At 65.0% G+C, this 13,441-nt stretch carries 17 protein-coding genes; 5 read left to right on the forward strand and 12 right to left on the reverse strand.

Going from position 1 to position 13,441, the window contains the following annotated elements; genetic code table 11:
• Positions 1 to 4 precede the first annotated feature (4 nt).
• A complete protein-coding gene (locus tag WG907_RS00910; RefSeq protein ID WP_340230663.1) occupies positions 5 to 1,441 on the reverse strand; it encodes a L,D-transpeptidase family protein in 1,437 nt (478 codons plus the stop codon).
• Between the two features lie 56 nt (positions 1,442 to 1,497).
• Here WG907_RS00910 and WG907_RS00915 point away from each other — a divergent pair, with 56 nt between their 5' ends.
• Positions 1,498 to 2,400 (forward strand): histone deacetylase family protein, encoded by a 903-nt coding sequence (locus WG907_RS00915; RefSeq protein WP_340230665.1) that lies wholly within the window; start codon positions 1,498 to 1,500, stop codon positions 2,398 to 2,400.
• A gap of 10 nt (positions 2,401 to 2,410) precedes the next feature.
• Here WG907_RS00915 and WG907_RS00920 read toward each other — a convergent pair whose 3' ends face one another.
• The 6 genes from WG907_RS00920 to hisB form a co-directional block, all read right to left on the reverse strand.
• On the reverse strand, positions 2,411 to 3,001 hold the full coding sequence (locus WG907_RS00920; RefSeq protein ID WP_340230666.1) for a hypothetical protein: 591 nt from the start codon (positions 2,999 to 3,001) through the stop codon (positions 2,411 to 2,413).
• A gap of 91 nt (positions 3,002 to 3,092) precedes the next feature.
• Entirely contained in the window at positions 3,093 to 3,413 is a 321-nt protein-coding gene (locus WG907_RS00925; RefSeq protein WP_340230668.1) for a phosphoribosyl-ATP diphosphatase, read from the reverse strand.
• Positions 3,414 to 3,458: 45 nt separating this feature from the next.
• Positions 3,459 to 4,235 carry an imidazole glycerol phosphate synthase subunit HisF gene (hisF, locus tag WG907_RS00930; RefSeq protein ID WP_340230669.1) on the reverse strand — a complete coding sequence of 259 codons (777 nt, stop codon included), beginning with the start codon at positions 4,233 to 4,235 and terminating at the stop codon, positions 3,459 to 3,461.
• Positions 4,236 to 4,272: 37 nt separating this feature from the next.
• A complete protein-coding gene (hisA, locus tag WG907_RS00935) occupies positions 4,273 to 5,034 on the reverse strand; it encodes a 1-(5-phosphoribosyl)-5-[(5-phosphoribosylamino)methylideneamino]imidazole-4-carboxamide isomerase (RefSeq protein WP_340230670.1) in 762 nt (253 codons plus the stop codon).
• Complete coding sequence (hisH, locus tag WG907_RS00940) at positions 5,031 to 5,645, reverse strand: imidazole glycerol phosphate synthase subunit HisH (protein WP_340230671.1); 615 nt, start codon at positions 5,643 to 5,645, stop codon at positions 5,031 to 5,033. Before hisH ends, hisA begins: the two co-directional genes overlap by 4 nt.
• Positions 5,642 to 6,229, reverse strand: a complete 588-nt coding sequence (gene hisB, locus WG907_RS00945) for an imidazoleglycerol-phosphate dehydratase HisB (protein WP_340230672.1) — start codon at positions 6,227 to 6,229, stop codon at positions 5,642 to 5,644. The genes hisH and hisB overlap by 4 nt, the downstream gene beginning before the upstream one ends.
• A gap of 99 nt (positions 6,230 to 6,328) precedes the next feature.
• Between hisB and WG907_RS00950 the strand changes: the two genes are divergently transcribed.
• From WG907_RS00950 to WG907_RS00960, 3 genes are all read left to right on the forward strand, one after another.
• On the forward strand, positions 6,329 to 6,805 hold the full coding sequence (locus tag WG907_RS00950) for an SspB family protein (protein WP_340230673.1): 477 nt from the start codon (positions 6,329 to 6,331) through the stop codon (positions 6,803 to 6,805).
• Between the two features lie 64 nt (positions 6,806 to 6,869).
• The gene (gene fumC, locus WG907_RS00955; protein ID WP_340230675.1) at positions 6,870 to 8,255 is read left to right on the forward strand and encodes a class II fumarate hydratase; all 1,386 of its coding nucleotides are present in this window, start codon (positions 6,870 to 6,872) and stop codon (positions 8,253 to 8,255) included.
• A 65-nt stretch (positions 8,256 to 8,320) separates the two neighbouring features.
• Entirely contained in the window at positions 8,321 to 8,665 is a 345-nt protein-coding gene (locus tag WG907_RS00960) for a hypothetical protein (protein ID WP_340231779.1), read from the forward strand.
• Positions 8,666 to 8,667: 2 nt separating this feature from the next.
• Here WG907_RS00960 and WG907_RS00965 read toward each other — a convergent pair whose 3' ends face one another.
• The gene (locus WG907_RS00965; protein ID WP_340230676.1) at positions 8,668 to 9,225 is read right to left on the reverse strand and encodes a DUF2585 domain-containing protein; all 558 of its coding nucleotides are present in this window, start codon (positions 9,223 to 9,225) and stop codon (positions 8,668 to 8,670) included.
• Positions 9,226 to 9,277: 52 nt separating this feature from the next.
• Here WG907_RS00965 and gmk point away from each other — a divergent pair, with 52 nt between their 5' ends.
• Positions 9,278 to 9,943: a guanylate kinase gene (gene gmk / locus WG907_RS00970; protein WP_340230677.1), complete on the forward strand. Its 666-nt coding sequence runs from the start codon at positions 9,278 to 9,280 to the stop codon at positions 9,941 to 9,943.
• A gap of 124 nt (positions 9,944 to 10,067) precedes the next feature.
• Here gmk and WG907_RS00975 read toward each other — a convergent pair whose 3' ends face one another.
• The 4 genes from WG907_RS00975 to WG907_RS00990 all read right to left on the reverse strand — a co-directional run bounded on the left by WG907_RS00975 (position 10,068) and on the right by WG907_RS00990 (position 13,422).
• Entirely contained in the window at positions 10,068 to 11,132 is a 1,065-nt protein-coding gene (locus WG907_RS00975; protein WP_340230678.1) for a class I SAM-dependent methyltransferase, read from the reverse strand.
• Positions 11,122 to 11,988, reverse strand: coding sequence for a prolipoprotein diacylglyceryl transferase (gene lgt / locus WG907_RS00980; protein WP_340230679.1), 867 nt, complete (start codon positions 11,986 to 11,988; stop codon positions 11,122 to 11,124). Before lgt ends, WG907_RS00975 begins: the two co-directional genes overlap by 11 nt.
• Positions 11,989 to 12,061: 73 nt before the next feature.
• Positions 12,062 to 12,589: a sterol desaturase family protein gene (locus tag WG907_RS00985; RefSeq protein WP_340230681.1), complete on the reverse strand. Its 528-nt coding sequence runs from the start codon at positions 12,587 to 12,589 to the stop codon at positions 12,062 to 12,064.
• A 92-nt stretch (positions 12,590 to 12,681) separates the two neighbouring features.
• A complete protein-coding gene (locus WG907_RS00990) occupies positions 12,682 to 13,422 on the reverse strand; it encodes a TorF family putative porin (protein WP_340230682.1) in 741 nt (246 codons plus the stop codon).
• Positions 13,423 to 13,441 lie beyond the last annotated feature (19 nt).

The raw sequence follows: 13,441 nt of genomic DNA on the forward strand, positions 1-13,441 counted from the left end.
GGAATCAGTCCTTGGCTGCGATGGTGGTGGGATCGGCGCGGCGGCTCGACGCTTCGATCTTCTGAGCGAGCAATTTGTCCCAGCCATAAGGGTCTGCACGGAAATTCATCGTCCCGTTCGCGCTGGCAAAGGCGGTCCAGTAGAGAAGATAGACGGCGACCTGCTTGGGCAGCGACACGCGCTGGGTCTTGCCCGCGTCGATCAGCGACTGGACCTGGCCCGACAGGGTCGGGTCGCTCGCAACCATCAATTCGGCCAGCGACACGGGCTTTTCGAGCCGGACGCAGCCATGGCTGGCCAGCCGGTCGTAGCTCGAAAATTTCGCGCGTGACGGCGTGTCGTGCAGATAGACGGCGAAGGGGTTGGCGAAGTCGAATTTCAGCCGTCCCAGCGCGCTGTTGGGACCGGCAGGCTGGACGATCCGCTCGCCGGTTTCGGGCGAGCCAACGATCTTATAGCCCTGACGGATCAGCGCCGCACGGCCCTTGGGCCATAATTCGCGTTTGGCGATGGAGGCTGGCACGTTCCACGGCGGGTTGACGACGATCGAATGGATGTTGGACGACAGCATCGGCGTCGCATTGTCGGGGCTGCCGGTGACGGCGCGCATCGACGTCACCGGCTGGTCGCCTTCGAACACGGTCAGCACGGCGGCGGCGATATTCACCTGCACGCGGTTGACGGGCAATTCGCGCGGCATCCAGCGCCAGCGCTCCATATTCGCCATGATGGCGGCGACACGATCGTCGACCGGCACGTTCAGTTCCCTGAGCGTGCGCGCATCGAGCAGGCCGGTCGGATTGAGGCCGTAGCGCCTCTGCGCCCGCTGGAGCGCGTCGACGAGCTTCTCGCCGGGCTTGGCGCTCTTGTCCTCGATCGCGAGCCGCGCGCGAACGGCATCGGGGGAGGATTGCGCTCCCAGCACCGGCCAGCCGCCCGAATCGCGGATGCGTTCATAGGCGATCAGGCCCTTGCGCAGGGCGTCATAGCCCGCATAGGGCGGCGTCAGATTGGTCGTCCATTGCGACAGGCGGTTTTCGGCGATCGCCTTGGCGAAGGAGACGCGCGGATCGAACGGCGTGGGTCGCAGCGCCCAGATGTCGAGGAAATCGGCGGTATCGACTCGCCCGGTGCCCAGCGCTTTGGCGCGATCCAGTACGGCGGCGGTCAATGCCTCACCCCTGAGCGGCGTGAAGCTTTTGGCGCGCGCCATCAGCCCCTGCGCCGCGCCGCTCGCCAACCAGTCGTTCAGAACGGACTCTTGCGCGGGCGTCAAAGGGGGCAGCGGGATGGGCGGCATGACCGAAACAGCCGGCTGCGCTGGCGCAGGGAGTGGCACGGGGATGGTCGGCACGACCTTTGGCGGCTGCGCCATTGCTGGCAGGGCCATCGCGGCGAGCATGGGCAGGCCGAGGAAACGGATGAGTGGGGGACAGTTCATGCTGGACCAGATAGCGCAAAGCGGCGATCGTTCAAATCGGGATAGCGGAAAAGATCATGCTCCACGTCGTTCACCATCCCGCCTATGTCTTTCCTGCCGCTCCGGGCAGCCGCTTTACGTTCGACAAATATGGGCTGGTGATGGAGGCGTTGCGGGAAAGCGGCGTGGCGTTCACCCAATATCAGCCCGATCCCATGCCGCGGGCATGGATCGAGGCGGTGCATGACCCTGCCTATGTCGAGGAGGTGGCGAGCCTTGCCGTGCCGCGTGAAAAGGAGCGGCGGATCGGCTTCCCCGTCACCGACCGGGTGCGCTCGCGCTCGATGCTTTCGCCGGGCGGGACGTGGGAAGCGGCGCGGCTGGCGCTCGTCCATGGCTATGCGGCGAACAGCGCGGGCGGCAGCCATCACGCGCTGTACGATTCAGGCGCGGGCTATTGCGTGTTCAACGACCTCGCCATCGCCGCGCATCGGCTGATCTCCCAAGGCGACGTGAAACGCATCCTGATCCTCGACCTCGATGTGCATCAGGGTGATGGCACGGCCGCGCTGCTGGCGGGACGGCCGGACATCTTCACCCTGTCGCTGCACGCGGAAAAGAATTTCCCGGTTCGCAAGGCACGCTCCTCGCTCGACCTGGCCTTGCCCGACGGGACCCAGGATGACGCCTATATGGCGGCGTTGATGGATGTTCTGCCGGCCACGCTGGACGATTTCGCGCCCGACCTCATCCTCTATCAGGCGGGCGTGGACGTGCATGGCGATGACCGGCTTGGGCGACTGGCGCTGACCGATGCGGGCCTTGATGCTCGCGACCGCGCCGTGATGCGCGCGGCGCGGCTGCGGGGCATCCCTTTGGCCAGCACCGTGGGCGGCGGCTATGGCGAGGATCGCATGGCGGTCGCCCGCCGCCACGTCGCCTGCATGATCGCGCTGGCGGACGAGGCGAACCGATCGTGACCCGCTTACCTCAATAACCGCCGGGTGGCGCTTCGTGCACGGGCGGGGCCGATTGCGCCTCTGGCCGATCGCCCATCAGCTTGGCAGCGATCAGCCCGGCGGCGGACAGCCCGACGAAATCGGAAAAGGCGAGATAGAGGATATAGCCCCAGGGCGCATGGTTGAAAATCGCCTGGCCGATATGGAGCCAGAGGATCGCGACCAGCGCAATGAGCAGCGCTACCCGCGCCCGCGTACCGAAATCCGCCGCGACGAGGCGCAGGGCGAAGGCGATCAGCAGGCCGACCACGAGGGCGAGGATCAGCCCGCCGATCAGGCTGGTGCTGTCCGTGACGGGGAAACCGGTGCTGTTATAGAAGAGCAGCCCCACCGGCCCCTTGCCATAGAGGATGGTGCCATCCGCCGTCGCTGGATTGGGGACGATGTAGACCCCGGTTCCCGACGGTGAGAGCGCCTGCGCCATGGCCGCCTGAAGATTGGCGCTGCTCTGCCCGTCTGCATGGTTGTAGGCGATAGCGCTGAGCGGCGTGCCCCAGAACAGAAAGCCGATGACATACATGGCGAATCCGCCAAGCAGGCCGCCAAGGACCGTTCGAATCATGCAAAGCCTCCTCTCCCCCGATGAGTCGAGGGTCAGCGCGAAAACGCGGGGCGCGCAATTTCTTTCCACCGCCGTTACGAGGCGCGCCTTTTCAATCTTCGGACCGGGCGGCCTTTTCCGCAAGCCCTGAAACGCCTTCGCGCCGTTCCAGCTCATCGCAGACGGCGTCGAGCGATAGGTCGAGATCGGCAAGCAGGATCAGCAGGTGGAACAGCAGGTCCGCGCTTTCGCCCACCACGCCCGATCTGTCCCCGGCCATCGCCGCGATCACGGTCTCGACCGCTTCCTCGCCGACCTTCTGCGCGATCTTTGCGCGGCCCCGGCCCGAAAGCTTCGCTACATAGGAGGATGACGGGTCCGCTGCCCGCCGTTGGCGGATGGTCTGTTCGAGCATCAAGAGGGTGTCGCGCATCGCCGCCATCAAGCGTTCCGCGCGCGCGCCGTCAACTTGAAAACGTCAGGCGAGCGCCACGGGCGAGCGCACCGCTATGCCGGCGGCGGCGAGCGCCTGATGCGCCTGCGCGATGCTATGCTGGCCGAAATGAAAGATCGAGGCGGCCAGCACCGCGCTCGCATGGCCTTCGATCACGCCTTCAACCAGATGATCGAGCGTTCCCACGCCGCCGCTGGCGATCACCGGCACCGATACCGCATCGGCAATCGTCCGGGTCAACGCGAGGTCGTAGCCCGCCTTGGTCCCGTCGCCATCCATCGACGTGACGAGCAGTTCGCCGGCACCCAGTTCCGCCAGACGAATGGCATGCTCCAGCGCGTCGATGCCGGTCGGTTTGCGCCCGCCATGGGTGAAGATTTCCCAGCGGCCGTCACCGACCCTGCGCGCGTCCACCGATCCGACGATGCACTGGCTGCCAAAGCGGTCGGCGATGTCGGCGACCAGTTCGGGCCGAACCACGGCAGCGCTGTTCACCGCAACCTTGTCCGCCCCCGCCAGCAGCAGCGCGCGCGCATCGTCGGCGCTGCGCACGCCGCCGCCGACCGTCACCGGCATGAAGCAGACCTCGGCGGTGCGGCGCACGACGTCGAGGATGGTGCCGCGCGCTTCATGCGTGGCGGTGATGTCGAGGAAGCACAGCTCGTCCGCCCCGGCCGCGTCATAGAGCTTCGCCTGCTCGACCGGATCGCCGGCATCGCGCAGGTCGACGAAATTGACGCCCTTGACCACCCGGCCATTGGCGACGTCGAGACAGGGAATGACGCGGGTACGCACGGTCATTGAAACATGCTTCCAACGGAGAGGACGATGTATGAACTCACGCCGCCGCCTGCGCCACCGCCAGCGCGGCCTTGAGGTCGAGCCGCCCGTCATAGAGCGCGCGGCCGGTGATGACGCCTTCGATCCCCTCATCGGCATGGAGGCTGAGGATGCGAATATCGGCGATGCCCGCGACCCCGCCGCTGGCGATCACCGGAATTTGGGTGGCGCGGGCGAGATCGACGGTCGCCTCGATATTGCAGCCCTTGAGCATGCCGTCGCGGCCGACATCGGTAAAGAGCAGGCTGGCGACGCCTGCATCCTCGAACCGGCGGGCGAGGTCGATCACCGGCATGTCGGACTTTTCGGCCCAGCCATCGGTGGCAACGAAGCCGTCGCGCGCGTCGACCGCGACGACGATGCCGCCGGGAAAGTCGCGCGCTGCCGCCTTGACGAAAGCCGGGTCCTTGAGCGCGGCGGTGCCGATGACGATGCGCGATACGCCAAGGTCGAACCAGCGTTCCACCGACTCGCGATTGCGGATGCCGCCGCCGAGCTGGACATGGCCGGGAAAGGCCGCGACGATCTTCTCCACTGCGTCCGCATTGACGGCATGGCCGGCAAAGCTGCCGTCGAGATCGACGACATGCAGGTGCCGCGCCCCGGCGTCCGCGAACAGCAGCGCTTGGCGCGCGGGATCGTCGCCATAGACGGTGGCGCGGTCCATATCCCCTTCGGCCAGGCGGACGACCTGGCCGCCCTTGAGGTCGATGGCGGGGAAGACGATCAGGCCTGTCCTGAGCGAGGTCGAAGGGGTCATGGCCGCCACTCCAGAAAGCGGGACAGGAAGGAAAGGCCATAGCTTTGGCTCTTTTCCGGGTGGAACTGGCAACCGATGACCGTGTCGCGCGCCACGGCGGCGACCAGCGGGCCGCCATGGTCGGTCACTGCGGCGATATCGGCGGGGTTCGCGACGTCGAAATGATAGCTGTGCAGGAAATAGGCCTCGCCGGGCTCCAGCAGGGGCGACGGGTTGGCGAGCGCCACATCGTTCCAGCCCATATGCGGCACCTTGATCGCCGGGTCGGCGGGTTCGATCAGGCGGACCGTGCCGCCGATCCAGCCCAGCCCCTCATGCCGGCCGAATTCCTCGCCCGCATCGGCCAGCAACTGCATGCCGACGCATACGCCGAGAAATGGCACAGCGCGCTCGTGCACCGCCTCGTTCATCGCGTCCACCATGCCGGGGATCGCCACCAGCGCGTCGCGGCAGGCGCGGAACGCGCCGACACCGGGCAGGACGATGCGGTCGGCACGCCGTACCACATCGGCATCGGCGGTGATAATCACATCCTCAGCGCCGGCCTTGCGCAGCGCGTTGTCGACCGAATGGAGATTGCCCGCGCCATAATCGATGAGCGCGAGGGTCACAAAATTCCCTTGGTCGACGGGATCGCGTCGGCCTTGCGCGGGTCGATCTCGACCGCCTGCCGCAGCGCGCGGGCCAGCCCCTTGAAGCAGCTTTCGACGACATGATGATTATTGCTGCCGTAGAGATTTTCGACATGCAGCGTGATGCCCGCAGCCTGGCTAAAGCTGTGGAACCAGTGTTCGATCAGCTCGGTGTCCCATTCGCCGAGCCGAGCGACGGTGGAAGGTGCCTTGAACACCAGCCAGGGGCGACCCGAAATGTCGAGCGACACGCGGGTCAGCGTCTCGTCCATCGGGGCATAGGCGGTGCCGTAGCGGGTGATGCCGCGCTTGTCGCCCAGGGCCCGCGCCACCGCTTCGCCGATGGCGATTGCGGTATCCTCGGTCGTGTGGTGCTGGTCGACATGGAGGTCGCCCACGGTCCTGATGTTCATGTCGATCAGCGAATGGCGCGACAGCTGTTCCAGCATATGATCGAGAAAGCCGATCCCTGTCGAAACCGTATAGACGCCGGTGCCGTCGAGATTGACGGCGACGTCGATCGATGTTTCCGCGGTCTCGCGGTGAATGTCGGCCGTGCGCATGGCAAGGCCCTATAGCGAGTCGGGCGCGCCATGCAATGCGCCGCGCATCGGGGGACGCCGGGCTTGACCCGCCGTTTCTCAGCGTTAGGACATTGCGCCATGAGCGATGACCTGCCCGACAGCCTGATTCCCTATGACGAGATCGTGCAGGAGGCGCTGCGCGCGGTCGTCGGCCGCGTATTGGGCGAAGTGCAGCGTTCGGGCGGGCTGCCCGGCAGCCACCATTTCTACATCACCTTCAAGACGCATGGTGCCGGCGTCGACATCCCGCGCCATCTGGCCGAGCGGTTCCCGGACGAAATGACGATCGTCCTCCAGAATAAATATTGGGACCTGAAGGTCAGCGACCATCATTTCGAAGTCAGCCTGACGTTCAACCAGATCGGCGCGCACCTCGTCATTCCGTTCGGCGCGATCACCGCCTTCGTCGACCCGGCGGTCAATTTCGCCTTACAGTTCCAGGCGCAGGCGGACGCGCTGCCCGAACCCCATGACGCGCCGGAAAACGACGTGCCTGCCGTGGTCAGCGACGACGGCTCCAACGTGGTTACCGTGGATTTCGGCAAAAAGAAATAAAGCTGGCGTCGGCATCCCCGGCTTCCCAAATGGGCGAGACCGCACATTGTCGAAGGAGCCCGTCTTGACCGACACGCGCACGGAAACCGACAGCATCGGCGCGATCGCCGTTCCCGCCAGCGCCTATTGGGGCGCGCAGACGCAGCGGAGCATCGAGAATTTTCCGTTTGGAGAGACCGAACGGATGCCGATCGGTATCGTCCATGCGCTCGCCATCGTGAAGCAGGCGGCGGCGCGGGTGAACCGGGCGCATGGTCTGGACAGCAAGCTGGCCGACGCGATCGAGGCGGCTGCCGCCGAAGTGGCCGCCGGCAGCCATGACGACCAGTTCCCGCTGGTCATCTGGCAGACCGGCAGCGGCACCCAGTCGAACATGAACGTCAACGAGGTGATCGCCGGCCGCGCGAACGAGATGCTGACCGGCAGGCGCGGCGGCAAGGTGCCGGTGCATCCCAACGACGGTGTGAACTTCGGCCAGTCGTCCAACGACAGTTTCCCGACGGCGCTGCATATCGCGGCGGCGCGGGCGGTGGCGGGCCAGCTTTTCCCGGCGCTCGACCGGCTCCATGACGCGCTGGACGCCAAGGCGAAGACCTGGGCCTCCATCGTCAAGATCGGCCGCACCCATTTGCAGGATGCAACCCCGCTGACGCTGGGCCAGGAATTTTCCGGCTATGTCCACCAGCTCTACCGCGCTCGCAAGCGGATCGAGCCGGCCGCGATGCACGGCATGATGGCGCTGGCGCAGGGTGGCACGGCGGTCGGCACCGGCCTGAATGCGCCGGAGGGCTTCGATGTCGCCATCGCGGCCGAGATCGCGGCGCTGACCGGCCTGCCTTTCCGCACCGCCGACAACAAGTTCGAGGCGCTGGCGTCTAACGATCCGCTGGTCCACCTGTCATCGACGCTGGCGACGCTCGCGGTGGCGCTCACCAAGATCGCCAATGATATCCGGCTGCTCGGCTCCGGACCGCGCTCGGGCCTGGGCGAACTCGATCTTCCGGCCAATGAACCGGGCAGCTCGATCATGCCGGGCAAGGTCAATCCGACCCAGTGCGAGATGCTGACCATGGTTGCCGCGCAGGTGATCGGCAATCATCAGGCAGTGACCGTCGGCGGCTTGCAGGGCCATCTGGAACTCAACGTGTTCAAGCCGATGATCGGCGCGGCCGTGCTGCGCTCGATCCATCTGCTGAGCGTCGGCATGGACAGTTTCGCGGAGCGCTGTGTCGAGGGGCTGGAGGCCAATGAAAACAGGATCGCCGAATTGGTCGATCGCTCGCTGATGCTGGTGACGGCGCTTGCCCCCGAAATCGGCTATGACAATGCGGCGAAGATCGCCAAACATGCCCACGCGGCAGGGCTGACGCTGCGCGAAGCCGGTCTGGCGCTGGGTCTGGTGGACGCGGTCACGTTCGACCGGCTGGTGCGGCCTGAAAATATGGTCTGATCGAGATCAGCATGGCGGAACATGCGTCGATCCGGTACATTGAGCGCTTGAAGGAAGGACGCCCGATGCCCAAGAAATTCGCCGCTCCCCAATCTCTGGTCACTATCCGCCCGCCACGCAAGGCCGGGCTGCTGCGCAAAGCCGCACGCGTGGGAGCGACCGTGGTCGCGGCCCGGGTGGCTGCCGCTACCGGCAAGAAGGGCGTGCTCGGCCTGGTCGCGGGCGTGGGGGCCAAGAGCCTGATCATGCGCTTTCCGGTGGGTGCTTTGATGGTGAGCGGCGCCTATATGGCGGGCAAGCTGTACGAGGCGAAACGGGAAGTCGACCGCAAGCGCACACAAAAGCTGCTTCCCGATTTGAGCAACGAACCGGTTCAGCTGGACGAAGCACGCAAGGCGCGAAAGATCTGACCCTATAGCGCTGCCTGCCATTGCCTGATCGCGTCGACAGGCCATGCCAGCATGAGGATATTGAGGGTCAGATTATCGCGGATGACCGCCAGGGCTAAAAGTTCGAAACATAGGCCGAGCGCCACTGCCGCCCAGACCGGCGTCCGTGCGGCGAAAATGAAGCCAAGCGCCATCATGCCGATATCGCTCATCGAATTGAGTATGGAATCGCCGCTATAGCCAAGCGCAATGGTCGCCGTGCGATAGCGATCGATGATGATCGGCGAGTTTTCCAGGATTTCCCACGCCGATTCTATCGCGACAGCGATCGCCAGCCTGATGCCCGCCGGATATTTCCGCAGCAGCGCCGCCGTCGCCGCATAAAAGAGCAGGCCGTGGATGATGTGGCTAAGGCTGTACCAGTCGGAAAGATGCTGGCTGTTGCCGCTGTCGAGCGCGCCATGCCATAGTTCGACCGTCCCGCAGGTGCAGATCGGCGGGCGGCCCATGGCGAACAGGATCGCGCCGGCGAGCGCGGCGATCAGACCGGCTATGATCAGGCCCCGACGATGGATGGACATGGCTGCGCTGCGACCCCCTTGCAAAAATGCGGCTTCGACGGCACTAGCGGCCATGGCCGATAGCATCCAGACCGAGACGCCCGATTTCAAGCGCCGTGGCGTGCTCTTCGTTCTGTCCTCGCCCTCGGGCGCGGGCAAGTCCACCATCGCGCGCAAGCTGCTGGCCGCCGAACCGGACCTGTCGATGTCGGTATCGGCGACGACGCGGCCGATCCGCCCCGGCGAGGTGGATGGCAAGGATTATCATTTCGTCGATCTCGAGCAATTCCGGCGGATGACCGCCGATCACGAGTTCCTCGAATGGGCGCATGTGTTCGGTCAGCGCTACGGCACGCCTCGCGCGCCGGTGGAAGCGATGCTCAAGAGCGGGCAGGACGTCTTGTTCGACATCGACTGGCAGGGGGCGCAGCAATTGCATCAGATCGCCGGCGGCGATGTCGTGCGCATCTTCATCCTGCCGCCTTCGATGGAGGAGCTTGAAAAGCGGCTGCGCGGCCGGGCGACCGACAGCGACGCAGTGATCTCCGGCCGCATGGCGCGCGCGGCGGGCGAGATCGCGCATTGGGACGGCTACGATTATGTGCTGTGCAATGTCGACGCGCAGGATTGTTTCGAACGGGTGCAGACGATCCTGCATGCCGAGCGGATGAAACGCAGCCGCCAGACCGGCCTCATCGGCTTCATACGCAAGCTCAACCGGCTGCATATCGACGACTGAAGCGATTTCTAATCAGATGGAATCATCTGATGACTCGGAGCCTAAGGCCAGCGCAGCTAAATCGGGTAAAAACAAAAATCTGGAGCAGTGATCCGATGCAATCGGATCGCAAACCGCCCTAGATTTAATCGGCAAAGCCGGCAGGGTCTGCCCAGTCGGGATGGACCCAGGTCATCGCCCTGAACAGGTTGCCCATCGCATTTTCATCGGTCAGGCGGCGGCGGGCGGCCTCCACCTCCTGCGCGCGCGCGGGACTCGTCGCCGCGAGTTGGGCCGCGCGCGCATCGATGCCGAGCCGTTGCAGGAACGCGCCCTGCCCGACCGGGCCGAACACGCGCAACCCGGCGTGGCGCGCCATATTGCCGATGACCGTGAAATCGACATGGGCAGTCAGATCGACCTCGCCCGGATCGGCGAATGGGTCGGCGAAGCCATGATCGCGCACTGCCTGAAGCGAGTCGCCGAGCGCCGGGCCTTCATAGCCATAATCGATGATGATCGCCGCGCCCCCCTGCCGCGCGATCCGGTTGGCGAGCGTGAAAGCGATGGTCGCGCCGGCATCGGGGCTTTCGAAAATGGCGCCATCGGGCGCGTCGGCGGCAATGGCCGGAATGCCCGATTCGATCCGTCGATATCCGGGCACGGCGAGGAAGCGGCCTTCGCTCTCGCGCCGGATCACCACCCGCTCGCGCCACTGATCGGCCACGCGAATGATCTGCCGGACGGGCAAGGCATCGAAAAATTCATTGGCGACGACGAGCAGCGGCCCGGTTTCGGGTAGGGTTTCGACCGAATCATGATGAACGACATGCGGCAACAAAGCGTGCTGGCGTTCGCGCAGGGTTGGGCTGGTCTCGACGAAATGCACGCGCGGGGCGAGCATCGCGCCTTCCATGGCGCGCAAGGCGTCGCTCGCCAATGTGCCCCGGCCCGGCCCGAGTTCGGCATAGAGCGGCCCCGGTCGGTGCCCTGACCGCATCCATATATCGGCAAGGCACAGCCCGACAAGTTCGCCGAACATTTGGCTGATTTCGGGGGCGGTGGTGAAGTCGCCATCCGCGCCCAGCGGGTCGCGCGTGCCGTAATAATGCTGGTTTGCCTCCGCCATATAATGGGCGACGGAGATCGGCCCGCCCGCGTCGATCTGCCGCGCGAGCCGCTGGCCGAGCGTCAGCGGTTCAGCTGACACTCGCGCCGCCCGCGATCGGCTCCACCCGCACGCGGCGGCCCTTGGCCGTGACGAACAGGTAAAGGCCGCCCAGGATCATCGGCACGCACAGCCACTGGCCCATGTGCAGGCCCGTGCGCGCGGCGAACTCCATGAGCTGCACATCCGCCTCGCGGACATATTCGATGCCGAAGCGAAAAATGCCGTAGCAGAACAGGAACAGCCCGACGAGCCGGCCGGGCTGGTAGCGCGCTTTGGTGCGCCAAAAGGCGAAGGCGAGGATCAGGAAAAGAACGAGCCCTTCCAGCAGCGCTTCGTAAAGCTGGCTTGGATGGCGCGGGAAAGCGCCGCCGGTCGGGAAGATGATGCCCCAGGGCACGTCGGTTTCTTTGCCCCACAATTCGCCGTTCACGAAGTTCGCGAGGCGGCCGAAGAACAGGCCGAACGGCACGCAGCAGGCGACATAATCATGGACGCGTAGCCACGACAGCCCTTCCTTGCGGGCGAGATAGAGAATGCCGAGCGACACGCCGATCACGCCGCCATGGAAGGACATGCCGCCATTCCACAGCTTGAAGATATCGAGCGGATGGGCAAGAATTTCGGGCTGATAGAACAGCACATAGGCGATGCGTCCGCCCAGGATGATGCCCAGCGTCGCGTAGAAGATCATGTCGTCGGCATGACGGCGGGCCATCGGCGATCCGGGCTGGGCGACCAGCTTGAGCAGATACCAGTAGCCGATCAATATGCCCGCGAGATAGGCGAGGCTGTACCATTTCAGCGTGAAGAAGCCGAGATCCAGCGCAACCGGGCTGAGCCCCAGATCTTCAAAGCGGATGGCGCCCGCAGCGGCGGCGGCAAGGTCCAGGATCAAATCATTCATTCCCTCGGAAACAGGCTATCGCCATAGGGCAATCAGGGCGCAAGATGAAGGGGGCAGTGTCCCTTCAGGCGATCTCTCGCTCGATGGCCGGGCGGATACCGGCGCGCCCGCGCCGGGTCAGCTCTCGCTTCAGCGCTTCGGGACGGGGCGCGATGAGGAAACCGAAGCTCACGCAGTGCGCTTTCGTTTCCACCGCATGATGCAGGCGGTGGGCCTGAACGATGCGCTTCATATACCGCCCGCGCGCCACATAGCGATGGTCGACCCGGCGGTGGACGATGATGTCGTGGAAACCGAGATAGATGGCACCATAGGCGGCGATGCCCGCACCGACCGCCGTCGCCCAGCCGCCCCAGCCCCATTGCACGCCGCCGAGCAGCAGCAGGATCGAGGGCAGGGCGAAAATCACGAAATACAGGTCGTTCGCCTCCCATCGCCCGGTGCGGGGGCGATGATGGCTGGCGTGCAGGAACCAGCCCGGCCCATGCATCACCCAGCGGTGCATGATATAGGCAAACCCCTCCATCGCCGCGACGGTGGCGAGGAAGAGCAGCGCGAGGAACAGCAATGCAGGGGCCGGGGGCAACGACATGCGGCCGCTATACTGCCCCCGCCCGCACTAGGCAAAGAAAAGGGCCGCGATCCCGGTTGGAATCGCGGCCCTTTTCGATATTTTCAGGACGATCAGAAGGAGGCGGTAACCGAACCCACGACGCCGGCCTTGCTGATGTTACGCCCGCTCGGGCTGTAAAGCGCCTTGTCGGTGTCGACATAGCTGATGCCGAACGTCAGATGGGTCCAGGTATAGGTCGCGCCGACATTCCAGTCGGTATAGCCCTTGCCGATGGTCAGGTAGCTGGGACCATAGCTGTGGCCAAGATGCGCCGACACGCCCAGCGGGGTGTTGGGGATGCTGGCCGACAGATCGCCCGCGACGTAGAAATTATCTTCCTTGCCGTTGCCGACCGAAAGCGCTTTCGCCTTGGGGGCGTAGGCGACCGACAGCTTGGCCGTCGCCGGGCCGAACGTGCCCTTGATCGACGCATAGGGTTCGACGAAATCCGTATTCGCGCCGCCCGAACCGGGATAGTAATAATAGAGCACGCCGACATCGACCGTGGCTGCGCCAAACGTCTTGCTATAGCCGCCGATCAGGTCGAGTTCCTGGTCGCTCCCGGCCGCGACATAATCGTCGATCGAAGAACCCCAGACCGAAGCATAGAAGCCCGACGCATGGGCGACGGTGATGCCGCCCTGAAGCGCGAACCGCTTGTCGGTCTGCGAAATGCCGCGGAACCGATAGTCGCTCACGACAGCGGCGTTGCCGGTCACGGTGATTTCCGATGTGGGTGCGTCCTGGGCAAGAGCCGGCGCGGACAGCGCGACGAGAGCTACGGCCGAGAGGCCGAGAATGGACTTACGCATAATATTCCCCTTAATGGAC

The sequence above is a fragment of the Sphingobium fluminis genome (genome assembly GCF_037723805.1).
In the GTDB taxonomy this organism is placed as follows: domain Bacteria; phylum Pseudomonadota; class Alphaproteobacteria; order Sphingomonadales; family Sphingomonadaceae; genus Sphingobium.